Consider the following 24,452-nt stretch of genomic DNA (forward strand, 5'->3'; position numbering starts at 1 on the left):
GATGATGGATGATCGCCAGTTTTCGCTGGCAGCAACAATCGACGGGTCGGCAGCGACACCGCCACAAGATGCGCGCCTCCCATGGGCCGCTATGACAGGCATCATCGCCACCGTCACGGTCTTCGCGATGGCGCAAGGCCTGACCTATCCGCTCCTGAGCTTCATCCTTGAGCGGCAGGATACACGATCCGGCCTGATCGGCCTGTCCGCGGCGATGACACCGACAGGCTTCATCGTCTCGGCCCCCTTCATTCCTGCCCTGTCGCGCCGCTTCGGCCCCATCAGGCTTGCCATCCTCTGCTCGGTCCTCGCAGCCTTGAGCCTGATCGCCATTGCCGCGATCCAAGACGTCTGGGCCTGGATGCCGCTGCGCTTCCTGCTCGGCGTCTTCGCCAATCCGCTCTACGTCATCAGCGAAACCTGGCTGCTCGCCGTCACGCCCGCCGCGCGCCGCGGCCGCATCCTGGGCCTCTATTCCTCGGTCGTATCAGGCGGTTTCGCCCTCGGCCCGCTAACCCTCGGCCTTGCCGGCACGGAAGGCTGGCCACCCTTCCTGATCGGTATCGCGGCCTTCCTCCTCTGCGGCCTGATCGTATTTGCCGTCGCAAGGCGCCTGCCCGCCATGCCCCAGGAAGGCGAAGCAACATCGGTCGCCGGTTTTTTCCGGCTGGCTCCGCTCCTGCTCCTTGCCGTCTTCGTCGCCGCCGGTTTCGAACAGGTTCTGCTCGGCCTCTTCGCCGTCTATGGCGCCGCCCTCGGCAGCCCCGAGCAGCGCATCGCCGCGCTGATTACCTGCTTCATCGCAGGCAATGCGGCGCTGCAGATCGTGCTCGGCCGCCTCGCCGAACTATCCGGCTCGCGCCGCACACTTTTCGGCTGCGTGCTGAGTTCGCTCGCCGGCTGCCTGCTCCTGCCCGTGCTGTTCGACACATGGCTCGTCTGGCCGCTGTTTTTCGCCTGGGGCGGCGTCTCCTTCGGCATCTACACGCTGTCGCTGATCCAGCTCGGCGAGCGCTTCACCGGCCAATCCCTGATCGCCGGCAACGCCGCCTTCGCCCTCGTCTGGGGCCTCGGCGGCATCGTAGGCTCGCCCGCAACGGGCATGGCGATGCAACTGGCAGGCCACCAAGGCCTGCCGCTGTCGCTCGGACTGCTCAGCTTGGCTCTTGCGGTACTGTTGATGGCGGAGAAACGCCGATACTGACTGCCGTGTTGATCCTACGCTACGCCGGCAAATCCAATCGACTTTCCCACTCCGCGTCGAAGTTATCTCTCCAGCGGGATAAAACGCCATAGAAAAGGTCAGCGTCCAACCACACTTCCCTGATCGTACCAATCATGTCGTCGGCGACGTCGGTATTGTTGAAGGCAATAAGACGAACCCTATTCTCCACGTCCAGATGGAGAACGACGCTCCCATCATCAAACGCCTCGTCACCATCAGGCGCCCATCTGATCGCGCTGGAGTGGACCACCTCAACAAAACCCTGATGCGACAGTCCAAAATAATCAGTTCGCGACGTGTCTCGGTAAATGGCATCGAGATAAGCCTCCGCTACATCCGCAGCGTTAATATCGCGCAGGACACGAGCGCAATGTGTTCCGCAGCGCTGCAGACGGCTATTCACCTCCTCGAAGGAGCATCCAAGCATCGAAGCATCAGGTTCCCGCACACCAAATCTTCGTCCACAAACGTGAATGACAAAGAATCCGAGAGCGCGCTGGGAAATACTGGGAACGACTTTCGTGATCTCGCTTTCGATGGCAAATAGGCTGGCTTCTCCGACAATCACTGCGCCCATCTCCGGTGACATTACCCCGATATCATCTACGAGGCTTAAGCTAGTACATCGTCACAGCAGGCAGACGAAGGCCACGAAGGTAAGCAGCGTCAGCGCCATGCAGCTTGCCTGGAAGACCGAAATCCCGTCCTCCACATCGCCTGCCGTCGCCACATCCCGGCCCGTGCCGTTGATCATCGGCTCGCGTACGACAACGCCCGAATAGACGCGTGGGCCGGCAAGCTGGAGATCGAGCGCGCCGGCCATGGCCGCCTCCGGGCGGCCGGAATTCGGCGAACGGTGCAGCTTGCCGTCGCGGACACCCACGCGGAAGGCATGGCTGAAGGCGGTTGTGCCGCGGCGGATGCCGGCGCCGACGGCGATCAACAGGATGGAGAGGCGCGCCGCCGGCCAGTTGGCGATATCGTCGAGCCGGGCCGACGCCCAGCCGAAATCGACATATTTCTCCGAGCGGTGGCCGATCATCGAATCTGCGGTATTCAGCATCTTGTAGAAGAACAGGCCCGGCAGGCCGAAGATCGCATACCAGAGCGCCGGTGCGACGACGCCATCGGAGAAATTCTCGGCGAGGCTCTCGATCGCCGCACGGCAGACACCCGGCTCATCCAGCGTTTCCGGATCGCGCCCGACGATGCGCGACACCGCCTTGCGCCCGCCGACGAGACCTTCGGCCCTGAGCGCGGTTGCGACAGCCGCGACGTGATCCGACAGGCTCTTCTGCGCCAGGAAGATCGCCACGCAGAAAACCTCGAGCAGGATGCCGACGGGGCCGAAGAGCATGAGAAACCAGTGCAGCACCAGCCCGGTGACGACGGCGAGCACCGACAGCGCCAGGATCACCACAACACCATTCTGCCGGCGTTGTGCCTTGCTCAGGATCTCGCGGTTGAAATGCTGGTCGAAATAGCCGATCGCCTTGCCGAAGATCGCGACGGGATGCGGCACGCGCATCCACAGCCATTGCGGATCGCCGATGATGCGGTCGAGCAGCAGCGCCAGAACCAGCACCAGAAAATGTTCATCGAAATTCATCGGTCAATGCTCCGAAGGGCCGCGGCAAGTCTTGCATCATCGGCAGCGTCGGGGGCAAGGCCGAAGCGCAGCCAGTCCGGCGCATAATCGAACCGGCGGACGAGAATATGATGGCGGCAGAGAGTCGTGTAAATGTCACCGGCCCTGGCGTCGGCAACAAGCGTAAAAAGCGGTGTACCACCGGCAATGACGAGGCCGGCCCCGGCCAGCACCGCATGCAGGCCCGCCTGCCGCTCGGCAATCGAGGTGGCGATCCCGGAGACATCAGAATTCAACAGCGAACCGGCAATCGAAAGAGCCGGCCCCGATACGGCCCAGGGGCCGAGCCAGTCCTCGAAACGCGCGAGAATATCGCCCCGCGCAATGGCAAAGCCGAGCCGCAGCCCCGCCAGCCCGAAGAATTTTCCGAAGGAGCGGAAAATGATCAGGTTCGAAAGCCTCGCTGCACGCGGCGCAAGGCTCGTGTCCGGGCTTGTGTCCCCGAAAGCCTCGTCGACAACAAGGAAACCGCCGCCCGCCTTTAGCCGTTCATGCAGCGCTTCCAGCCTGTCGGCAGCATGGATCCGGCCATCCGGGTTGTTCGGATTGACCACGACTGCCAGCCTGTGCTGCGCGCCGATATCATCGATATGATCAACCGCATCGACGACGAAACCGGCCGCCGTAAAAGCTCGCGCATACTCTCCATATGTCGGGGAGAGGATCGCCACGCGCCGGCCCTCGGCGGAAGGCCCGCCGACCGCAACCAGGCGCGGCAGAAGCTGGATGACGGACTGCGTGCCCGGAACCGGCAGCGGCAGGATTCCGCCGCTGCGATAGTGATCCCGCGCCGCATGCCGCGCCGTCTCGATAAGATGCCGATCCGGCAGGCGATGCCAGGCCCTTGCAGGGATTTCCGGCAGCGCCGCCGGAATGGGATTGATGCCGGTCGAAAGATCGAGCCAGTCCTCCAGCCGGCCGCCGAAGCTTGCCGCCGCCGCGGTAATGCCGCCGCCATGCACGATGGGCGCGTTCATGCGGCTGTCCCGGCAAGATCGATCAGGTGCATGTAGGAGCCGGCCACCTGCCCGCGCCTGAGACCCGCCGCGCCGAGATCGTTTCCAAGCGCATCCTGCGTCGAAAACAGCCGGTCGCCCTCGCCTTCGGAGACGATGGTGGAATAGTGGAATTCATGCGCCGTCATCGCCTTGTCGAAGAAGGCGCCCGCAAGCGGCGTCACCTGCCGATAGCCGAGGTGCCGCTGGCGCGTCTCATAGCTGGTGACGACCGGCAGCAGGCCGAGCATTTCATGGCGCACGCCTTCCCCATCGATCAGTCCGTCGCCGAGCACCATGTAGCCGCCGCATTCGCCGTAGATGCGCAGGCCGCGGGCCGCCGCGGCCCTTATCGCCCTGGCAAAATTCTGTGCGGCCGCCAGCTTTCCTGCATGCAGTTCCGGATAGCCGCCGGGAAGATAGATCGCATCGGCGTCGGCTGCCGGCGCTTCATCGGCAAGCGGCGAGAAGAAGGAAATCTCCGCCCCGCGCCGCCGCCAGCCGAGCAGCATGTGCTCATAGCAGAAGGCAAAGGCGATATCGCGGGCAACGGCGATGTGCCGGCCGAAGGGCATTAGCCGGGCGATATTGGCAGCCGAGGGCCGGTTCAAGCCCTGCCGCGCGATGCGCATCAGGAATTCGAAATTGCACTCTTCGGAAACGGCATTGGCCGCATAATCGATGAATTCCTCGAGCGCCCCATGCTCGCCGGCCTGCACCAGCCCGAGATGCCGCTCGGGCAGCGCCAGCATCGCATCCTTGCGGATGACAGCGACGATGGGCATGCGGATAGCTTCCAGCGCCTGACGCAGCATCATCTCATGCCGGTCGCTGCCGACCTTGTTCAGGATGACGCCGGCAATGCGCACATCGGCGCGAAATCCCGCAAAGCCGCTGACGAGGGGCGCCACCGATTGCGACAGCCGCGAGGCATCGACGACCAGCACCACGGAAAGCCCAAGCTGCGCCGCAAGTTCCGCCGCCGTGCCGCGCCCGTCGGCCGCCCCGTCGAACAGGCCCATCATGCCCTCGATGAGCAACACGCGGTCGCCGGAACGATGCAGTGTCGCGTTGGCTGAAATCAGCTCCTGTCGCATGCCCCAGGGATCGAAATTCAGGCAGAGCGAGCCACTCGCCGCGGCATGGAAGGCCGGATCGATATAGTCAGGGCCGGCCTTGCCGGGAGCGACGGCCACGCCGCGGTTGCGCAGCGCCCGGAGCAGCCCGAGTGTCACCGTGGTCTTGCCGGAGCCGGAGGATGGCGCAGCGATCAGCAATCCGCTCATGCCGTCTCCTTTCCCTGCCCGCCGGCATGACGAAAGGGATCGGGCTGCAGGCGGCGCCCGCCGAGCGCGCCGAGCCAGTCAAGCGAAGCGCGAAGCCGTACCACCTCGCCGACGACGACGACCGCCGGTGGCTCCAGCCCGGAAGCGGCAACCGCTGCAGGCGCTTCTCCAAGCGTGGTTTCCAGCACCTGCTGATCGCCGGTCGCAGCATTGCAGACGAAGGCGACAGGCTCGGATGCCGAACGGCCCGATGCAATCAGATTGGCGCTGATCTGGGCGATATGTTTCATCGCCATATACATGACGATGACGGGCGAACCCTGGCCGATCGCGCCCCAGTTGATCGCATCGGGCACGATGCCGGAGGAATCATGGCCGGTGAGGAACGTCACGGCATGGTTGATCTCGCGATGCGTGACCGGAATGCCGGCATAGGCCAGCCCGCCGATGCCGGCCGTGATGCCCGGCACGATGCGGAACGGGATATTGTGCTCGACCAGCGTCAGCGCCTCTTCCCCGCCACGGCCGAAAACGAAGGGATCGCCGCCCTTCAGCCGCAGCACGCGTTTGCCCGCCCGCGCCAATTCCACCAACCGCAGGGAAATATCCCGCTGTTTGGCCGAGGGCTTGCCGCCGCGTTTGCCAGCATATTCGAGCTCCGCACCCCGTCGTGCGAGCTTCAGACAGTCTTCGTTGACCAGCGCGTCGTGGACGACAACATCGGCTTCCGCCAATCCCTTCGCAGCTAGCAGCGTCAGCAGGCCCGGGTCACCCGGACCAGCGCCGACAAGCCAGACGCTGCCCGGCTCCAGCGCCGGCAGATGTGAGAATGCACCATCGATCATCCAGCTGATCTAGGCCCGCCGGATGACGAGGTCAACGGCGTCGAGGGCCGCGCACTGGAAGTTGACAAAACGCGATTGAATCAACTCCGCAAGAACCGGAATCAAGCTCGCAAACAATCCAGATAAACGATTGATTGGATTCCGGAATCAGAATCGGGCCGGCAGCAGATCGCGCATCCGGCCCGTCTGAGGCAATCAGACGCGCAGCAGTGTATCGCGGATCAGGGAGAGCACCTTTTCCGACTCGATACCGGTTGCAACCACCTGGCTCGGCAGGCCATCCCAGTCGCCCGGCGGGAACCGACGGCCGTCCGGCTTGATCACCGTCTGGCCATCGGCAATGCCGCCGCAGACGACGCGCAGCGCGCCGGTAATCGTCTTGAACAGGTCCGGCGCCACGACATAGACGGCAGCACAGCTGTCATGCACCATCATTCCGTCCTCGACCGCATGCTTGTAGAAGTCGATATAGGATTGCGAGAGCTCGTCGAGCTGCTTGACCGCCTTGTCGCCCTTGTCAGCCATGTCGCGCAGATAGGCCCTGCTCATCGTCGTGATCGCGGTCACATCGAGACCGATGACGACGACCTTCCACGGCGCGGTCAGCACGATATCGGCCGCTTCCGGATCGCCATGAATATTGGCTTCGGCAACCGGCGAGACATTGCCCGGCACATAGAAATTGCCGCCCATGATGACGACTTCCTTCACGAGGCCTGCAATGCCGGGATCTTCCTTCAGCGCCAGCGCGAGGTTCGTCATGCGCCCGACGGCAACCAGCGTCACCTCGCCCGGATTGGCCCGCACGGTCTCGATGATGAAGCGATATGCCGGACGTGGATCGAGCGGCAGGTCGATCGTCTCGGGCACCGGCATGTCGCCAAGCCCATTTTCGCCATGCACCATGGTCGGCCAGGGGCGCTCGTGACGCTTGGGATCGACGGTGACGCTTGCACCCTTGGCAACGGGGGCCGCGATATCCCATTCCCGCTTCAGGAACAGCGCATTGCGCGTCGTCGTCTCGATCGAGGCATTGCCGAAGACAGTGGTGATGCCGATCAGATCGATCTCCGGATGACGGTGCAGGAAAAGCAGCGCCATTGCGTCATCAACGCCGGGATCAGTGTCATAAATGACCTTGTGCATGTGTATCCTCCAGAACAATTCCAGCAAAACCGTGCGGCGGCCTTGTACTCGAAATTGCATAAAAACAAAGGGATAGAGCAAATCCGTGAATCAGGATCGGAAGTGCTCCGGATGCGAGTCGCCGGCAGCCGGATGGCGCCGCGAAGTGCCGCCACCATAGCGCGCGTCAGGCTTTGTGCAACCCGATGCGGGCGACGGCCACTGTCGCATGTCGAGATTTGATCTTGCCGAGCACGAGTTCAGCATCCGCGCCTAGTGCCGCCAGTGCTGCCGCTTCCGCCACCCCATGGCAGCCGACACGGGCAAAGACGATCTCGGAGGGATTTTTCAGCCGCGGCGTCTCCGCTTCCAGTCGCGCCGCATCGAAGAACACGGCAGGCACGGAAAAATGCGCGGCAACGGCAAGGATCGCCGGCTCTTGCCTGCGGCTTTCGATCGAGGCAACCGCAGCCAGCGCCATGCCCGCGATACCGGCCGCGTCCAGCGCCTGGGCTGCTAAAGCCATCACCTCGGCAGGCGGCGTCCCGCGCTCGCAGCCGAGCCCGAGCACATGCCGCCTTGTCTCATCAATGGTGATGTCGCTCATTCCCATCAGCCGATTGCACCCCGCTGTGTCCGCCATGCCATTGCAGCTCATGGCCGGAAATGCAACAAGGCCGCCCGAAAGCCCCCGCCCCGAATGCCCCTCCCGGAATAATCTCTTGCCTGACATCGCCATCCATCTGCTTCTGCTGCTCTGCGCGGCTGCCTTCTTTGCCGGTTTCGTCGATTCCATCGCCGGCGGCGGCGGCCTCATCACCGTCCCTGCCATGCTGATCGCAGGCATTCCACCGCTGCAGACCCTCGGCACCAACAAGGTGCAGTCCCTCTTCGGCGCCGCCTCTGCAACCATCGCCTATGCCCGCAAGGGCCATGTGAAGCTTTCGGAACAATTGCCGATGGCGCTGATGGCCGTCATGGGTGGCTCGCTGGGCGCGGCCCTTGCCACGCTCGTGCCCGGCCAGGTTCTGCAGGCCGTGATGCCGGTGCTCCTGATGGCGATCGCCCTCTTCTTCGCCGTCAAGCCGAACCTGAATGACTCAGACACGCACCGCCGGATGACGCCCTTCCTCTTCGGCCTGACGCTGGTGCCCCTCATCGGCTTCTATGATGGCGTCTTCGGCCCCGGCACCGGCTCCTTCTTCATGCTGGCCTTCGTCACGCTTGCCGGCTTCGGCATGCTGAAAGCAACCGCCCATACCAAGCTTCTCAATCTCGGCTCGAATTTCGGCGCGCTCATCGTCTTCGCAAGCTTCGGCGCCACGCTCTGGAAAATCGGCCTGCTGATGGGTGCCTGCCAGTTCCTCGGCGCGCAGCTCGGCTCGCGGCTCGCCATGCGCATCGGCGCAAGGCTCATCAAGCCGCTGCTCGTCATCGTCTGCATCGCCTTTGCGATAAAGCTGCTCTCCGACCCCGCAAACCCGCTGCGTGTCTGGCTTGGCGTCTAGAATTTGATCTCGTCGATGGTCGTCAACACCGTCTTGGCCGAAACACCCGGCGCATTGGCGAAATGCCAGGCGACATATTGCTCGGCATAGGGATTGGTCGACGACATGCCGTCGACCGGCAGGATGATATTCATGCCGGTCAGCGCCGCATAGGCCGCCGTATTCAGCACCGCCCCTTCGGATGCCGTGCCGGCCACAATGATGGTCTTGATATGCTTTTCGGTCAGGATCTTTTCGAGATCGGTGTTGATGAACTTGTTGGCTCCACCCTGCACCACCGGATCGCCCTCTCTCGGCGCCAGTACGCTGGCGATATCGCCCTTCGTTGCGCCGCCGGTAATGCTGTAGATGATGGGCACGCCGCTCTTGCGTGCCTCGTTCAAAAGCTTTTCCACCTTCGGCAGCGAGGCGATGCAGCGGGGCTTGGTCTTCGCGTTGCACGGGCCTTTCGATGGGTCCTGCGCGCCGTTGAAATCGAGCAGCAGCAGCGCCGTATCCGATAAATTCACATTGACCGGCCTCAGCACCGGTGCAGCGGGCACCTTGATCGTATTCCAGTCGTCGATCACATTCGCTTGCGTGGCCGAAGCGCCGAGAAGTGCGATGGCGAAGGCGGCTAAAGCCTTGCAGGAACGGGTTTTCATGGGGTTTCTTCTCCCGGGGCAAAAGAGTTGCCGCAAATCTTCGGGCTCGCTCCTCACCTGTCAAATCACCAAGCCGCGACCTGGATTTGATTCCGGCAATCAGGCTTCCATTACGTCAGGCGTAATTGATAGGCTGCACCGCTTTCGCCGATGATCGCCCTGCCTGAACATGGCAGGAGATCAAAAGGAGACGACCCGATGAACGACACCCAGATGAACAAGGCAAGGACCAGCGCCGAGCGCTATCTCGCAATCTGGAACGAGACGGATGCCACCCGCCGCCGTGCGCTGATCGCCGAGAGCTGGACGGAAGCCGCAACCTATATCGACCCGCTGATGCGCGGCGAAGGCCATGAGCAGATCAATTCGCTGGTCGAGGCCGTGCAGAGCCGCTTCCCCGGCTTCCGCTTCGAACTGATCGGCACCGCCGATGGCTACGGCGACAACCTGCGCTTCTCCTGGGGCCTCGGTCCCGACAATGGCGAAGCGCTGATCAAGGGCACGGATTTCGCCGAACTCGAAGACGGCAAGCTGAAATCCGTCCGCGGGTTCATCGACCAACTGCCGGAAGCCGCCTGATGAGCCCGACCGCCCGCTCTCTCGGAGATCATCTGCGCGAATGGCGCCAGCGCCGCCGCATGAGCCAGCTCGATCTCGCGCTGGAAGCCGATATCTCGCAACGGCACCTGAGCTTCATCGAGAGCGGGCGCTCGACCCCGAGCCGCGAAATGCTGTTGCATCTGGCCGAACGCCTCGGCGTCCCCTTGCGTGATCGCAACCCGCTGCTTCTGGCAGCGGGTTTCGCCCCCGTCTTTGCCGAACGCAAAATGGACGATCCGGCCCTTCTTCCTGCACGCCGCGCCATCGACAGGGTGCTGAAAGGCCATGAGCCCTATCCTGCCATCGCGATCGACCGCCACTGGACGTTGATCGCGGCCAACGCCGCCCTGACGCCGCTGCTCGAAACCATCGCCGATCCCACATTGCTGGAACCACCCGTCAACGTGCTCCGCCTCAGCCTGCACCCGCAGGGCCTGGCACCGCAAATCGCCAATCTCGCCGAATGGCGTGCCCACCTGCTCGATAGGCTACGCCAGCAGATATCGGTCTCGGGCGATCCCGTGCTGGAAAAGCTCTTGAAGGAACTGCTCTCCTACCCCGCGCCCCAAGAGGCGGCCGAGCCCCACACCGACCTCGCCGGCATCGCCGTGCCCCTGCAGCTTTCGACCAAAGCCGGCCTTCTCTCCTTCATCTCGACGACAACAGTCTTCGGCACGCCCGTCGATATCACCCTGTCGGAACTCGCGATCGAAACGCTCTTCCCGGCCGATGAGGAAACGGCCGCAATCCTGCGCAGCCATCTGGCCAATTAGACCTTTTCCGCGCAATTCCGGACGCAAAACCGCGGACATATTTGCTGGAATTGCTTTAGAATTCGACCCCCGGCTGCCCCTTGATGCCGGAGCGGAACGGATGCTTGACGAGCTCCATCTCGGTCACCAGATCGGCAATCTCGATCAGTTCGTCCTTGGCATTGCGCCCCGTCAGCACGACATGCGTCATGTAAGGCTTCTCGTTCTTCAGGAATTCGACGACTTCGTTGATATCGAGATAGTCGTAGCGCAGTGCGATATTGATCTCGTCGAGCAGCACCATGGAATTGCGCTCGTCGCGGATCAGCTCCTTGGCCTTTTCCCAGGCAGCCCCCGCCGCCGCCACATCCCGCGCCCGGTCCTGCGTCTCCCAGGTAAAGCCTTCACCCATCGTGTGGAACTGGCAGAGATCGGAGAAGTGCTTCTCGATCAGATCCCGCTCGCCTGTCCACATCGCGCCCTTGATGAACTGCACGACGGCCGAAGGCTTGCCGTGGGCGATGTGGCGGAAGATCATGCCGAAGGCGGACGACGACTTGCCCTTGCCCTTGCCGGTATGGACGATGATGAGGCCCTTCTCATCCGTCTTGGTCGCCATGATCTTGTCACGCGCGGCCTTTTTTTTCGCCATCTTCTCGTTGTGACGGGCATCGTCCTTTTCGGCTGGTACGACTGGCTCTTCGCTCATGATTGGCTGCCTGCTTTTTTCTTGGTTTCGTTGATGTCTGTAAGATCGAATTGCGCCGAGTTGCTGCGCGGCGTCCAGAGCCTGCGCTCGATCGCCTCCAGCAGCCGCTCCTTCATTTCGGAGAGCGCCGCCGGGTTCTTCTCTTCCATGAAATCGCGCACTTTGGGATCAGCGACGAAGGCCTGATAGACCGCCTCGAAATGATGGTTGCCGACAGCCCCCGTCGTCGCCGCGAAGGCGAAGAGATAGTCGACCGTCGCAGCAATCTCGAAAGCCCCCTTGTAGCCATGGCGCATCACGCCCTCGATCCATTTCGGATTGACGACGCGCCCGCGCACCACCCGCCCGATCTCCTCTTCGAGCGAGCGGATCACAGGCTTTTCCGGCCGTGAATGATCATTGTGATAGATCGCCGGCCGCACTCCGCGCAACGCCTCGGCCGCCGCCGCCATGCCGCCTTCGAACTGGTAATAATCATCGCTGTCGAGCAGGTCATGCTCGCGGTTGTCCTGATTCTGGACAACCGCCTGAATGGAGCGCAGCCGCTCCTCGAAGACGCCGCGCTCGGCCTTGCCTTCTTCACCCGCACCATAGGCATAGCTGCCCCAGACGAGATAGGCTTCGGCAAGATCGGCCCGCCGCTCCCAGCCCTTCTCGTCGATCAGCGCCTGCAAGCCCGCCCCATACGCACCCGGCTTGGACCCGAAGATGCGATAGCCCGCCCGCTTTGCCGCCGCTTTCTCGTCGAGCCCGGCAGCGATTAGCCGCGCCGCCTCGCCGCGCATGCGCCCGGCTATCGGATTGTCGGCCGCATCCTCGTCGAGTGCGCCGACAGCGCGGATCGCCTTGTCGAAGAGCGCGATCTGCTCGGGAAAGGCATCGCGAAAGAAACCGGAAATGCGCAATGTCACATCCACCCGCGGCCGCCGCAGCATGGCTGGCGGAATGATCTCGTAGCCGGTGACGCGCCGCGACGCCATGTCCCAGACCGGCTTCACGCCGATCAGCGCCAGCGCCTGGGCGATATCGTCGCCGCCGGTGCGCATGTTGGACGTGCCCCAGGCCGTCAGCCCGAAGGAGACAGGCCATTCGCCGTGATCCTGAACGTAGCGGCGGATCAGCAATTCGGCCGATTTCTTGCCGAGTTCGTAGGCGGCCGGTGTGGGCACCGCGCGGCTGTCCACGGAGTAGAAATTCCGCCCGGTCGGCAACACGTCAGGCCGCCCGCGCGTCGGTGCACCGGATGGACCGGGCGGGACGAAACGACCGTCGAGGCCGCGCAGCAGACTGGTGATTTCAGCCGGACCGCAGGCGAGAATGGAAGGTTTGAGGCGAGCTTCGATTTCGTCAAGCACCCGTCTGGTTTGGGACCAGAGGGTTGAGCAAGCGAGTTCGCCGGAGACGAGCTTGGCGGCGAGCAGCTCGATGCGCTCGACGGTGTCGCCGTTTGTGCGCCAGGGGGCATCGGTGATTTCTGCTAGGATTGCCGGGCGTGAGCCGACCCAAGTGCCGGCCATGTCACAATCAAGTGGATCGAAGGAACGCTGAAGCACGCGACTCCCCTTCTCCCCAGCGGGGAGAAGGTGGCCCGTAGGGTCGGATGAGGGGGCCATAGGCTCGGCCTCGCCTTCGCTCAGCCGCTCGCTCCTCACGTCGCTTGCCCCCTCATCTGTCCTGACGGACATCTTCTCCCCGCTGGGGAGAAGGGGGAAAGTCAATACATCCCCCGCAATCGCCCGCTGCAAACTCGCATCCCCGCCCTCACCCAACCCACGCGGCACCCGCGCCAGCGCCACGGTGAGATCCGTCAGCAGCCGGCCCTCGGGCGACACGCCAAACACATGTAACCCGTCGCGGATCTGCATTTCCTTGAGATCGCACAAATAGGCATCGAGCTTCTTCAAAGCCTCGCCTTCGCTCTCACCCTTTGCAATCCCCGCGTCCCGATCCAGCCCGATATCGGCAACAAGCTCGAGGATCTGCCGCGACAGCAGCCGGATACGCCGGGGATCGACGCCCGAGGCCTCGTAATATTCATCGACCAGCGTCTCCAGATCCTTGAGCGGCCCGTAGCTTTCGGCCCGCGTCAGCGGCGGCGTCAGATGATCGATGATGACGGCGGCCGTGCGGCGCTTCGCCTGAGTGCCCTCGCCGGGATCGTTGACGATGAATGGATAGAGATGTGGCAGCGGCCCGAGAATCGCTTCGGGATAACAGACCTCCGACAGCGCCAGCGCCTTGCCCGGCAGCCATTCCAGATTGCCGTGCTTGCCCATGTGGATCACCGCATCGGCGCCGAACTCTTCGCGCAGGAAGGCATAGAAGGCGAGATAGCCGTGCGGCGGCACGAGATCGGGCGAGTGATAGCTTTCCTTCGGATCGATATTGTAGCCGCGTGCCGGCTGGATGCCGACGAGCAGCCCGCCGAAACGCGCAAAGGGGAGCGCAAAAGCACCCTCGCGCATATAGGGATCGGCCTCCGGATCGCCCCATCGCGCGTTGACTTCATCCTGAATCTGATTGGGAAGAGAGGCGAAGAAATCCTTGTATCGACTCAAGGAAAGCCGCTCGCGCACAACCTTGCCGTCGAGACCGGAATTGGTCGGCCCGGCCATCAGATGCCGCATGAGCGCATCGCCATCATCGGGAATATCGGCGAGCGGATAACCAGCCTCCGCCATCGCCCGCATCACCTCGATCGTCCCGGCGGGCGTATCGAGCCCGACGCCATTGCCGAGCCGTCCGTCCCGGTTCGGATAGTTCGCCATGACCAGCGCGACACGCCGCTCCGAAACCGGCCGCTGCCGCAACCGCGCCCAGTTGGCGGCAAGGGCTGCGACATAGGCCATGCGTCCGGCATCCGGCTCGCTGGAAACGATATTAGCCTCGACCGCGGCATCGTAGCGAGCGGCAGCCTTGAAGGAGACGGCGCGCGAAAGCACGCGGCCATCCACCTCCGGCAGCGCGACGTTCATGCCGAGATCGCGGGCCGACAAGCCTTGCGATGAGGCTGCCCAGGCCTCCCGCGACGAGGCGGAAAAGATCGCCTGCAGCACGATCGCGTCGTTGGCCTCCAGCACCGTCGGCTCGCGATCAGCACCGGGTGCGGACACGGCAAAGCCTGTCGTGTTGATGACCACGTCGGGTTGGAGATCGGCGAAGATGGCTTCGAGGATGCCCTTGGAAACCGGGTCCTTGAGGCTGTAGGCAAAGACCGGCAATGGGCGAAGACCCTGCGCCTCCAGGGTTTCGATCAGTGCCTCGACAGGGCGGGTTTCGCCGCTCTGCACGAGTGCGCGGTAGAAGGCGATGGCAACGACGGGTGCTGCCTGTCCCTTCTCCCCAGCGGGGGTCCGGAGGACGGGTCGAGACCCGTGGCTCGACCCCGGTCGGTGGCCCGAAGGGTCGGATGAGGGGGCCACTCCACAAACCTCGAAATCGTGCTCCTGTTGCTCGCTCTCTCCGTCGCTCGCCCCCCTCATCTGCCCTGCCGGGCATCTTCTCCCCGCTGGGGAGAAGACAGAACCGGTGAGCTTCCGCCACTCCTCGACCCCAACAAGCCCCCGCCCCGGCCACCAGATCCCGGCCTTCATCAGCGGCACAGCCGGCGCCGGCTTCTCCTCTCCCGAGAGCATCGCCGCCGCATAGGCCAGAAAGCCCCGTGCATTGGCATCCCCGCCCTCGATCAGATAGGCCCAGAGCGCATTCAGATCATCCAGCGCCACATTGGAAAACGGCGTCAGCCCGGCATCCGGCTTCGAATCCCCCGGCAGCACCGCAATCAGCGCACCGCTGCGCGCCGCGATCGCATGCAGCGCCTCCAGCGCATAGTGGAAATAGCTCGCCCCGCCGAGCGCCCGCACGATGATCAGCTTCGCATGCCGCGCCGTCCGCTCCACATAGGCATCGACCGACATCGGGTGCTTCAGGCTCATCAGGCTCGCAAGCCTCAGCGAATAGCCTCCTTCTCTGCCGCTATGGGCCGCGGCAATCGCCGCAAGCTCGGTATCGGCAGCGGACAGGAACAGGATATCGCCGGGCGACTGGCCGAGGTCGATCGCCTCGTCCCCGTAGCTGATCGTCCCCTGTTGAGCGAGAAGCAGATGCATTGTTTACCCTCGGACGAGCGCTTCGATCGCCTTGCGCACTGCGTCCTGATCCATCTCGTGCAGACCGATGACGACGAGACGCGTATTGCGGGCCTCACCCGGCGCCCAGGCACGGTCGAAATACTGGTCGATGCGGGCACCCACGGCCTGTAGCTGCAGGCGCATCGGCTTGCCGGAGACATCGATGAAGCCCTTCAGGCGCAGCACGTCATGCTCGGCGATGATGCCCTTCAGCTTCTCGACGAAACCTGCCGTATCCGAGACAGCGCCGAGTTCGACGACGAAACTGTCGAATTCATCGTGGTCGTGCGGCTCGCCATCCTCATGCTCCAGCTCGTGATGGGACTTGCGGTTGACGATATCGTCTTCCGTGCCGATGCCGAGGCCGAGCAGCACGCTTGCCGGCACCTCGCCGTTCTTCGCTTCGATCATGACAGGCTTGCGGGCAATGCGCGAGGCGACTTCGCTCTTCACGCGGCCAAGCCCGTCCGCGTCGATCAAATCGGTCTTGTTGAGCACGATCAGGTCGGCGCAGGTCAGCTGATCCTCGAAAAGTTCCTCGATCGGGCTTTCATGATCGAGCGATTCATCCTCGACACGGCGCGCATCGACGGCATCGTGGTCATCGGCAAAACGACCGGCAGCAACGGCCGCACTATCGACCACGGTGATGACGCCATCGACGGTGACTTCGCTGCGGATATCCGGCCAGTTGAAGGCGGCGACGAGCGGCTGCGGCAGGGCAAGGCCCGAGGTTTCGATGACGATATGGTCAGGGCGCTGGTCGCGCTCCAGAAGCTTGGTCATGGTCGGAATGAAATCGTCGGCAACGGTGCAGCAGATGCAGCCATTGGTGAGCTCGATGATGTCGTCCTCGGTGCAGTTTTCCGCACCGCAGCCCTTCAGCACGTCACCATCGACGCCGAGATCGCCGAACTCGTTGATGATCAGCGCGATCTTCTTGCCGCCGGCATTGGTGAGCAGGTTGCGGATCATCGTCGTCTTGCCGGCGCCGAGAAAGCCGGTGATGACGGTTGCGGGGATTTTCTGCTGCATGGAACTAACCCTTCATTTTCAGCGGCAGACCCGCTGCGATAAAATAAACATCCTCGGCCGAAGCCGCGATCATCTGGTGCAGCCGGCCTGCATGGTCGCGAAATTCCCGCGCCATGCGGTTCTCGGGCACGATGCCGAGGCCGACTTCATTGGAAACGATGACGAGCCGCGCCTTAGCATGAGGCAGAAAGCCAGCAAGGGCGGCAGACTGGGCGGCGATATCGCGCCCCTCCATCATCAGATTGGTGAGCCACAGCGTCAGGCAATCGACGAGGATGGCCCTGCCCTCCGCGTCGATGGCGGTCAGGCGCTCGGTGAGATCGAGCGGTTCCTCATGCGTCGTCCAGGAGGGGCCGCGATCGGCCCTGTGCTGGTCGATGCGCGCCTGCATCTCGTCGTCCCAGGCGCGGCCGGTGGCGATGTAATGGCGCTCGAGACCGCTCGTGGCAATAAGATTTTCGGCGAAGCGGGATTTGCCGGAGCGAGCGCCGCCGAGGATGAAGGTGGTGGTCATGACAGCACCGTCCGTTGAGGATGGGCACGGCCTTCGCCGCACCCCTCATTCCTGTGCTTGTCACAGGAATCAGGGAAGAGAAAACGGCCTGCGCCAGAAGCTCATCACAGAGGGGCGGCGGAACACCGCGCCCATATCGCACCACCAGAGGCAGCGCTGAATAACATCCTTCAGCCAAGACAACCTCCGTGCTGGCAGCGGGCAAAGCGCCCAAATTGGGCATTATGCCCGGCACGGATAGCAGGTCTCCTGGCTCGCAGTTATCGGCCGCGACAGGGGCGACCGCTCGGTCGCCCCTTATCGTGCCAGCGGATCCGCCTCGCCTTCCCGGCTGCATCTCGTGAAAAGGCGGACGATTCGTAGAATTAGAGGCGTCCTGCCCCGGCTGATCACGATGCATTTCCAGTGGCTTTTCCGGCACTTGTCCGCCTTGCCCGCTTGCAGAATGCAAGACTGTCGGCGCCGCAATCCAAATGCCGGATGGAAGACCCTGACTGCTCTACAGTCGCGGGGTCGGCTGTGATGAAGGCGCCCGGCTTGGGTCCGCCCCGTCACATTCCCTTTTAATCCGGAAGGCGTTTGCCGATCCGGAACCATCCATTATGTGGATTCATGGTTAGGCGCGTGCAACCCCCATGTCAATTGCCGCGCAACGTCCCGCTCATGTTCATCTCGACTTACACTACCGATATTATCGTCTTTAATCAAAGGCTTACGTCACAAAAACTTTACGGCCCGGCCGGTTTTTTGCCGCAATTGCCGCTCATGCGGATGCCGGCTCCGCCCTTGACCCCTATTCTTGCCGCCTAATTTCCCCATGATGCTCTCCCGAATGCACATTCGCCGCCTCGGCCCTCTAGGCACCGCCTTCGATCCGGGGCGCCTGCGCGCGCTCATTCGCCACAGCGAAATGGGCATGGTCTTTGCCGGCGCGCTTGTCGGCATCGTATCGGGGCTTGCGGTCTCAGCCATGAGCTATGCCTCGGAAGAGATGCACAGCCTGATCTTCGGCATAGACGGCACGACGAGGCTCAGCGCCTCGCAGATCGACAGCAAGTTTCTGCTGATGTCGGCCCCGGTAGCCGGCGGCATGCTTCTCGGGCTCTTGCTCTTCATTCTCGCCAAATGGCGCAAAAAGCCGATGGTCGACCCGATCGAGGCCAATGCGCTGCATGGCGGCCGCCTGTCGCTGACGGACAGCATCCTTGTCGCGATCCAGAACCTCGTTTCCAACGGCTTCGGCGCATCCGTCGGCCTGGAAGCCGGTTATACGCAGCTTGCGGCCGGCATCGCCTCGAAATTCGGCCTGAAGCTGCAGCTGCGCCGCGCGGACCTGCGTGTGCTCGTCGGCTGCGGCGCAGCCGGCGCCATCGCCGCCGCCTTCAATGCGCCGCTGACCGGCGCCTTCTACGCCTTCGAGCTTATCATCGGCACCTACACCATTATGTCGCTGACGCCTGTCGTCGTCTCAGCGCTTGTCGCAACTCTTGTTGCGCGCCTTCTTGCTGGCAGCGATTTCATCATCGATGTCGGCAGTTTCGGCGCTGTACAGCCGGCAGACTACGTGCCGGCCATTGCGCTCGGCGCCTTCTGCGCCGGCGTAGGCATCCTCATCATGCAGGGCGTCTCCTTCGTAGAGGAATTGGCGCGCAAGAGCGCCATCGCGCTGCCCTTCCGCCCGGCGCTCGGCGGCATCGTCGTCGGCCTGCTGGCGCTGGTCTCGCCGCAGGTGCTGGCCGCCGGCCACGGCGCGCTGCATCTGAACCTCTCCCACGAGATCACGATCCCCGCGCTGATCGGTCTCTTCCTTCTGAAGTCGGTGGCATCCGCCGTCTCCATCGGCTCCGGCTTCAGGGGCGGCCTGTTCTTCGCCTCGCTTTTCATGGGCGCGCTGCTCGGCAAGCTCTTTGCCTATTCCGCCCCCTATTTCGCCGATGCGACGCTGACGCCCGTGATCTATGCCGTGGTCGGCATGAGCTCGCTCGCCGTCGCCGTCATTGGCGGGCCGCTGACCATGACCTTCCTGGCGCTGGAGATCACCGGCGACTTTCCGATCACCGCACTGGTGCTCGCAGCCGTCATCACCTCCTCGCTCGTGGTGCGCACGACCTTCGGCTACTCCTTCGCCACATGGCGCTTTCACTTGCGCGGCGAAAGCATCCGCAGCGCCCATGATGTCGGCTGGATCCGCAATCTCACCGTCGACAAGCTGATGCGTTCAGACGTGAAGACCGCAAGACTCGGAATAACGCTGGACGCATTCAGGGAGGCTTTCCCCATCGGCTCGACGCAGCGTGTCATCCTCGTCGATGAGGGCGACAAATATGCCGGCCTCGTGCTCGTGCCGGAAATCTACGCAAACCCCACCAGCGCGCAGGACGAAGCCCAGAATCTCGGTGATTTCATCCGCTATAAGAACGATTTCCTGCAGCCGCAGATGAATGCCAAACAGGCGGCCGCGATCTTCGACAAGACGGAAAGCGAAGCGCTTGCCGTCGTCAACAACCTCATCGAGCGCAAGGTGATCGGCCAGCTCAGCGAAAGCCACACGCTGCGCCGCTACAGCGAAGAACTCGACCGCCGGCGCCGCGAGGTGTCAGGCGAGATCTGAGGCCTTTGCCGCCGATTTTCGAGCCGATGCCACGATCGGATCCGCAAGCTTGAACACGTCGGCCTTCCTCGAAACGCCGCGCAACTCGAACGATCCCAGGCGTTCGCAGGCGACACCGCAGGCAGCCGCGAAGCTTTCCGACATCAGAAGCGGCTGGCCAAGTTCGCCGCAGAGTTTCTCGATCCGCGAGGCCTCGTTGACGGCCCTGCCGATCACGGTGAAGTCGAGCCTGCCGCGGGCGCCGATATTTCCGTAAAACACTTCTCCGAGATGCAGGACGACGTCCACACCGATGTCAGGTCCACCGTTGCCTGCCCGCTCCCGGTTCAGTGCCTCGTTGGCCTTCAGCATGTTCCGGGCCGAGGCGAGTGCTGCGCGGCAAGCCTTTTCGGGATCATCCCCCTCTTCGCTGCCGGTCGGAAAGATCGCCAGCACGCTGTCGCCCATGAACTTGAGGATCTCCCCGGAATTTTCCTCGACATGCCTGCCGATCAGCTCGAAATGCGCATCCAGAAACCCAGCGATTTCGCCCGGCTCATAGACGTCGGTCAATGCCGTGAAATTCCTGAGATCTGCAAGCAGGACCGCAGCACTGATGGATCCGCCCTTGCCTCTCTGAGCCTCGCCCGCAAGGATGCGTGCGCTTGTCCTGGCGCCCGTGTAGACGGCCAGAATATCGGCAGCGGTTTTCGATGCGGCCATGCGGTAGCAGGCGAGCCCCAGAGCCGGAATAAGCTCTGCGACCGTCCTCAGCTGCTCGTCGGAAAATCCACCCGATGCGTCGCTGGTCAGCGCGAGGCTGAAGCCGCGCAACGCGACCTCCTTCGGAAACTCGAAAATGCTGACCACGTGATCGGTCGCTCCGGCAAGGGCGAATTCCTTGAGCCGCGGGTACTCGAGACCCTCTCCCTTGGCTAAGCTCCAGCGCCCCGCTCTCTCACCGCGGCTCAGCAGATGAAATGTCGGCGTTTTCTCGAAGTTGCGCTCGTCCACGCCGCCGTGCTCGGAATTTTCGAGGGTCGTTACCCCGCCTCGCACGAAATTGGCGGAGATGCCGCGGTACATCGGATGAAGGGATGGCATCATGATACTGGCCCGCCAGATCGGAAACCCGTCAGCGACCAGCCGGTCGCACAGGCCTCCAACGAGGTCGCCAATATTGTCGCTCGCGATTCCCTGCTCTATAAGCCACTGAATATGATCGTTAATTTCGGAATCTCCAGATGGTTGAAACCGTTCTATGATCGGGAAATCCGGCGAATGGGCGGCAAGGCCGGACCGTGCCGGCACAAAATCCGGCAATCGTCGCGCCAGCCGGGGTTCCTAGCCATCGCGCCCGGCGACGACAACCGCCGGGCAGGCACGGAGAGAGTGATACCTGGCATCATCAATCGCCTGCTTCACCTCATCATGCCATTCACGGGCGACCGAGGCAGTGCGGAATTCGATGATGATCAGCCTGTTCATCTGCCGCTCTCCCTGAACCGGATGGACCGCGCCGCCACAGGATCGCACATTGCCTCCATGGAACGTCACGTCGGGCGATATGCATGCGAGATAATCATCGATCGTCTGATCTTCGATATCGGGATGGATTTCGAGAATGAAATAAGCGCTCATCGATCGCTGCCTCCGACAAGGACCGGGCAGCCATGCGAGAGTATCGACATGACGCCGACAGTTCCTTAGAATATCGAAACAATTATTAGTTCGGAGATCTAAACGTTTTGCCGCAAAAGTCAACCGGCCGCCTCGCGCGCTACATCCCGACGGTCCAGCTGTTTTCAGCCAGGCTCGTACTGTTCCATCAGAAGATGGCCGAGAAAGTTGGTCTGACCGGCACCGAATTCAAGTGCTTCCGGCTGTTGGAGCAGCTCGGTCCGCTGTCGATGACGGCCCTGTCGCGCGAGGTCGGGTTGAAGGTCGGAACGGTCAGCGGATTGATCGACAAGCTGGAGGCGACCGGTTTCGTCGTCAGGCAACGTGATGAGACGGACAAGCGCCGCCTTGTCCTGGTTGCCTGTCCCGAGGCCTCGGCACGCGCCAGCTCGCTATACGAGGAGCATGGCGAGGCGATGGCCGCACTGCTGGAGACCTACAGCGAAGCCGAGTTCAATCTGCTGCTGACGTTCCTCACCGATATCGGCAATGTCCTCGCCCGGACCTCATCCGCACCATCGGAAGAACCGCTTCCCGAGCGGACCTCCGCCCTTTGAGGAGCGGCGGGAACGCCCGTCTGCGCTTACATCCTGACGGTCATGCCGCCGTCCACGGTCAGCACATGGCCATTGACGAAGGAGGCGGCACTGCTCGCAAGAAACAGCGCTGCACCGGCGATCTCATCCGGGCGACCCCAGCGCTGGACCGGGATGCGCTGGCGCACGAAGGGCGTCAACTCCTCGTTCGCAGCCATCTCCGCGTTCGTCTCGGTGGCGAACCAGCCGGGTGCAATCGCGTTGCTGGTGATGCCGTATGGGCCGAACTCGACCGCCATGCCGCGCATCAGGCCGGTCAGGCCCTGCTTGGCCGCCGGATAGACGCAATCGCCGGGCATGACGACATGGCCGCTGATCGAGGTGACCGCGATCAGGCGGCCATGATTATGCCGCTTCATCAGCGCGGCGGCATCCCGCGAGAGCGTCATCGCGGCCGCCAGATCGGTGCGCAACAGCTCGATAATGGCATCGTCATCGAATTCGGCCAGCGGCCGCCTGTCGCGGGCGCCGACATTGTTGATCAGAATATCGAGACGGCCATGGATCTTTTCGATGTCGGCCATCAGCGCACGCTGCGCCTCCCGGTCGACGATGTCGAAGGCGGCAGCCTGCGCCGTGCCGCCGCTACTGCGGATCGTCCCTACGGCATCTTCAAGCGTCGTCGCCGTACGCCCGGTGACGATGACATGCGCGCCGGCCTCGGCAAGTGCGCGCACCATCTCGAATCCGAGGCCACGGCCGCCGCCGGTTACGAGCGCCACCTGGCCCGTCAGGGAAAATCTATCCAGTATGGTCATGGTTTTCATTGCTCTCGACCGGGTGTATCGGAACAATTAATGGACTCAGTCAACTAATTTGGCAATAGCAAACGATGCCCTGATTGCGTCTGCCCACTCTGCGGGACCGTGAGGCAGGCAAGCGACATCCGGCCTAGCCGAACAGACCGGCAAGCCAGCGCGGGTCGAGATACTGTTCCAGGCCGCCTGCGACCTCGTCGAGCGCCCGGTCGACGTTTTCGCGGTAGTTGCTCGCTTCGCCTGACAGGCCAAAGCTTTGAAGCAGCCGGGCGCGGTAGGCATCGCTGCTGAAGAGGCCGTGCAGATAGGTGCCCATGATGCGGCCGTCTGGCGAAAGCGCTCCGTCGGGTGCGCCGTCGACGATAGCAGAGGGCCTGACGCAATCCGGCCCGCGGGTAATGCCGAGATGGATCTGGTAGCCGGCAAGCGGCGCGTCGTATTCGGTCGAGCGGGCGGTGCTGTTGCGCACGGTCTTCTCCGGCGCCATCTCGGTCTCGACATCGAGAAGCGAAAGCCCCTGCGTCTCGACCGTCCCGCCTTCGATACCGAGCGGGTCATGCACCTTGCGGCCAAGCATCTGGTAACCGCCGCAGATGCCGATCACCCGGCCGCCGCGCCTGACATGCGCCAGGAGATCGCGATCCCAGCCGGCCGCACGCAGGTCCGCGAGATCCGATATCGTCGATTTCGAACCAGGAAGGATGACGAGCGCGGCATCGTCGGGCAGCCGCTCACCGGACCTGATGAAGACGAGTTCGACATCGGGCTCTGTCCGCAGCGGATCGAAATCGTCGAAATTGGCAATGCGCGGCAGCACCGGCACAGCAATCTTCAGCGCACCCTGCCTGCCCCGCGCCAGCCGTTCGAGCACGACCGAATCCTCTGCCGGTAGGCGTGTGGCACCCGGCAGCCACGGCACGACGCCGAAGCACGGCCAGCCGGTGAAACCTTCGATGGCCCGGATACCGTCGCCGAACAGCGAGACATCGCCGCGGAACTTGTTGATGATGTAACCGGAAATCATGCCGCGATCCTCTTCGCTGAGGATCGCATGCGTGCCGACGAGCGAGGCGATGACGCCGCCGCGATCGATATCTCCAACGAGGACGACAGGGACGTTCGCCCGCGTCGCAAAGCCCATATTGGCGATATCGCCTGCCCTCAGGTTGATTTCGGCCGGCGAGCCCGCCCCCTCGACGATCACGAGGTCAGCCCCCTCGGACACCTTGGCGAAACTCTCCAGAACCGACGAAAGCAGCTGCGGCTTCAGCCGCTGGTAGTCGCGCCCCTTTGCCTGGCCGAATACCCTGCCCTGCACGATGATCTGGCTGCCGTTTTCCGATTGCGGCTTCAGGAGCACCGGGTTCATATGCACCGATGACGGTACCCGCGCCGCGAGCGACTGCAGCCATTGCGCCCGGCCGATCTCGCCGCCGTCGTCGGAAACCGCGGCATTGTTCGACATATTTTGCGGCTTGAACGGTCGCACCTTCAGACCGCGATTGGCAGCCAGCCGGCAAAGCCCAGCCACCAGCACTGTCTTGCCGACATCGGAGCCGGTTCCTTGCAGCATGATGGCTCTGGTCATTGGTGCCTGTCCGTGAAGCGTTTCCGGCAGGCCTACAATGCGGGCAGACGTCAGGTCAACAGACGGTTGAAAACCCGACAAAGGCCCAGAAATGCGAAAACCGCGATCGGGCCATGGACCCTACGCGGTTTGCCATAAAACGCTGACGCCATCATCATTACGCAATGAAGCTCGCTTTTTCCGGGACGCACTACCTGATCCGGAAAAGCAGCGGTTGTCCCCCG

The 24,452-nt window shown here is 63.0% G+C and carries 22 protein-coding genes and 1 riboswitch; of the genes, 6 read left to right on the forward strand and 16 right to left on the reverse strand.

Going from position 1 to position 24,452, the window contains the following annotated elements; genetic code table 11:
- Positions 1–91 precede the first annotated feature (91 nt).
- Positions 92–1,204 (forward strand): MFS transporter, encoded by a 1,113-nt coding sequence (locus FHX06_RS01950; RefSeq protein ID WP_246715488.1) that lies wholly within the window; start codon positions 92–94, stop codon positions 1,202–1,204.
- A gap of 19 nt (positions 1,205–1,223) precedes the next feature.
- Here FHX06_RS01950 and FHX06_RS01955 read toward each other — a convergent pair whose 3' ends face one another.
- The 7 genes from FHX06_RS01955 to FHX06_RS01985 form a co-directional block, all read right to left on the reverse strand.
- The gene (locus tag FHX06_RS01955) at positions 1,224–1,814 is read right to left on the reverse strand and encodes an Imm42 family immunity protein (protein ID WP_113115110.1); all 591 of its coding nucleotides are present in this window, start codon (positions 1,812–1,814) and stop codon (positions 1,224–1,226) included.
- Between the two features lie 39 nt (positions 1,815–1,853).
- A complete protein-coding gene (gene cbiB / locus FHX06_RS01960; protein ID WP_112969347.1) occupies positions 1,854–2,834 on the reverse strand; it encodes an adenosylcobinamide-phosphate synthase CbiB in 981 nt (326 codons plus the stop codon).
- Positions 2,831–3,850 (reverse strand): threonine-phosphate decarboxylase CobD, encoded by a 1,020-nt coding sequence (gene cobD, locus FHX06_RS01965; protein WP_113210656.1) that lies wholly within the window; start codon positions 3,848–3,850, stop codon positions 2,831–2,833. Before cobD ends, cbiB begins: the two co-directional genes overlap by 4 nt.
- Positions 3,847–5,154, reverse strand: a complete 1,308-nt coding sequence (locus FHX06_RS01970) for a cobyrinate a,c-diamide synthase (protein ID WP_113210657.1) — start codon at positions 5,152–5,154, stop codon at positions 3,847–3,849. The genes cobD and FHX06_RS01970 overlap by 4 nt, the downstream gene beginning before the upstream one ends.
- Positions 5,151–5,999 carry a uroporphyrinogen-III C-methyltransferase gene (cobA, locus tag FHX06_RS01975; protein ID WP_113210658.1) on the reverse strand — a complete coding sequence of 283 codons (849 nt, stop codon included), beginning with the start codon at positions 5,997–5,999 and terminating at the stop codon, positions 5,151–5,153. The genes FHX06_RS01970 and cobA overlap by 4 nt, the downstream gene beginning before the upstream one ends.
- Positions 6,000–6,194: 195 nt before the next feature.
- A complete protein-coding gene (locus FHX06_RS01980) occupies positions 6,195–7,145 on the reverse strand; it encodes a nucleoside hydrolase (protein WP_113016674.1) in 951 nt (316 codons plus the stop codon).
- Between the two features lie 166 nt (positions 7,146–7,311).
- A complete protein-coding gene (locus FHX06_RS01985; RefSeq protein ID WP_113210659.1) occupies positions 7,312–7,731 on the reverse strand; it encodes a cobalamin biosynthesis protein in 420 nt (139 codons plus the stop codon).
- A 115-nt stretch (positions 7,732–7,846) separates the two neighbouring features.
- On the opposite strand from FHX06_RS01985, the gene FHX06_RS01990 reads away from it, so the two are divergent.
- The gene (locus FHX06_RS01990; RefSeq protein WP_113210660.1) at positions 7,847–8,632 is read left to right on the forward strand and encodes a TSUP family transporter; all 786 of its coding nucleotides are present in this window, start codon (positions 7,847–7,849) and stop codon (positions 8,630–8,632) included.
- On the opposite strand, the gene FHX06_RS01995 is transcribed toward FHX06_RS01990, so the two are convergent.
- Positions 8,629–9,276, reverse strand: coding sequence for an isochorismatase family protein (locus FHX06_RS01995; RefSeq protein ID WP_113210661.1), 648 nt, complete (start codon positions 9,274–9,276; stop codon positions 8,629–8,631). The genes FHX06_RS01990 and FHX06_RS01995 overlap by 4 nt on opposite strands.
- 213 nt (positions 9,277–9,489) lie before the next feature.
- On the opposite strand from FHX06_RS01995, the gene FHX06_RS02000 reads away from it, so the two are divergent.
- Together FHX06_RS02000 and FHX06_RS02005 are read left to right on the forward strand one after the other, a co-directional pair.
- On the forward strand, positions 9,490–9,855 hold the full coding sequence (locus FHX06_RS02000) for a nuclear transport factor 2 family protein (RefSeq protein WP_113210769.1): 366 nt from the start codon (positions 9,490–9,492) through the stop codon (positions 9,853–9,855).
- Entirely contained in the window at positions 9,855–10,649 is a 795-nt protein-coding gene (locus FHX06_RS02005) for a helix-turn-helix domain-containing protein (protein ID WP_113210662.1), read from the forward strand. Before FHX06_RS02000 ends, FHX06_RS02005 begins: the two co-directional genes overlap by 1 nt.
- Before the next feature lie 55 nt (positions 10,650–10,704).
- On the opposite strand, the gene cobO is transcribed toward FHX06_RS02005, so the two are convergent.
- From cobO to cobU, 4 genes are read right to left on the reverse strand one after another with little or no spacing between them, the layout of a single operon-like run.
- Complete coding sequence (gene cobO, locus FHX06_RS02010; protein WP_112969338.1) at positions 10,705–11,337, reverse strand: cob(I)yrinic acid a,c-diamide adenosyltransferase; 633 nt, start codon at positions 11,335–11,337, stop codon at positions 10,705–10,707.
- Complete coding sequence (gene cobN, locus FHX06_RS02015; protein ID WP_183877890.1) at positions 11,334–15,446, reverse strand: cobaltochelatase subunit CobN; 4,113 nt, start codon at positions 15,444–15,446, stop codon at positions 11,334–11,336. Before cobN ends, cobO begins: the two co-directional genes overlap by 4 nt.
- 3 nt (positions 15,447–15,449) lie before the next feature.
- Positions 15,450–16,502: a cobalamin biosynthesis protein CobW gene (gene cobW, locus FHX06_RS02020; RefSeq protein ID WP_113204803.1), complete on the reverse strand. Its 1,053-nt coding sequence runs from the start codon at positions 16,500–16,502 to the stop codon at positions 15,450–15,452.
- A gap of 4 nt (positions 16,503–16,506) precedes the next feature.
- Positions 16,507–17,016 (reverse strand): bifunctional adenosylcobinamide kinase/adenosylcobinamide-phosphate guanylyltransferase, encoded by a 510-nt coding sequence (cobU, locus tag FHX06_RS02025; RefSeq protein WP_183877892.1) that lies wholly within the window; start codon positions 17,014–17,016, stop codon positions 16,507–16,509.
- Positions 17,017–17,237: 221 nt separating this feature from the next.
- Positions 17,238–17,629: riboswitch (cobalamin riboswitch) on the reverse strand.
- A gap of 207 nt (positions 17,630–17,836) precedes the next feature.
- Between cobU and FHX06_RS02030 the strand changes: the two genes are divergently transcribed.
- Positions 17,837–19,627, forward strand: coding sequence for a chloride channel protein (locus tag FHX06_RS02030; RefSeq protein WP_183878391.1), 1,791 nt, complete (start codon positions 17,837–17,839; stop codon positions 19,625–19,627).
- Here FHX06_RS02030 and FHX06_RS02035 read toward each other — a convergent pair.
- Together FHX06_RS02035 and FHX06_RS02040 are read right to left on the reverse strand one after the other, a co-directional pair.
- On the reverse strand, positions 19,613–20,872 hold the full coding sequence (locus FHX06_RS02035) for an adenylate/guanylate cyclase domain-containing protein (RefSeq protein ID WP_312866439.1): 1,260 nt from the start codon (positions 20,870–20,872) through the stop codon (positions 19,613–19,615). The two genes, FHX06_RS02030 and FHX06_RS02035, sit on opposite strands and share 15 nt — an antisense overlap.
- 78 nt (positions 20,873–20,950) lie before the next feature.
- The gene (locus FHX06_RS02040; RefSeq protein ID WP_112969335.1) at positions 20,951–21,247 is read right to left on the reverse strand and encodes a DUF1330 domain-containing protein; all 297 of its coding nucleotides are present in this window, start codon (positions 21,245–21,247) and stop codon (positions 20,951–20,953) included.
- A 107-nt stretch (positions 21,248–21,354) separates the two neighbouring features.
- Here FHX06_RS02040 and FHX06_RS02045 point away from each other — a divergent pair, with 107 nt between their 5' ends.
- The gene (locus tag FHX06_RS02045; protein WP_113210666.1) at positions 21,355–21,843 is read left to right on the forward strand and encodes a MarR family winged helix-turn-helix transcriptional regulator; all 489 of its coding nucleotides are present in this window, start codon (positions 21,355–21,357) and stop codon (positions 21,841–21,843) included.
- Between the two features lie 26 nt (positions 21,844–21,869).
- Here FHX06_RS02045 and FHX06_RS02050 read toward each other — a convergent pair whose 3' ends face one another.
- Complete coding sequence (locus FHX06_RS02050) at positions 21,870–22,640, reverse strand: SDR family oxidoreductase (protein WP_113210771.1); 771 nt, start codon at positions 22,638–22,640, stop codon at positions 21,870–21,872.
- A 133-nt stretch (positions 22,641–22,773) separates the two neighbouring features.
- The gene (locus FHX06_RS02055; RefSeq protein ID WP_113210667.1) at positions 22,774–24,228 is read right to left on the reverse strand and encodes a cobyric acid synthase; all 1,455 of its coding nucleotides are present in this window, start codon (positions 24,226–24,228) and stop codon (positions 22,774–22,776) included.
- Positions 24,229–24,452 lie beyond the last annotated feature (224 nt).

Origin of the sequence: Rhizobium sp. BK512 (assembly GCF_014194915.1) — a bacterium.
GTDB lineage: Bacteria > Pseudomonadota > Alphaproteobacteria > Rhizobiales > Rhizobiaceae > Rhizobium.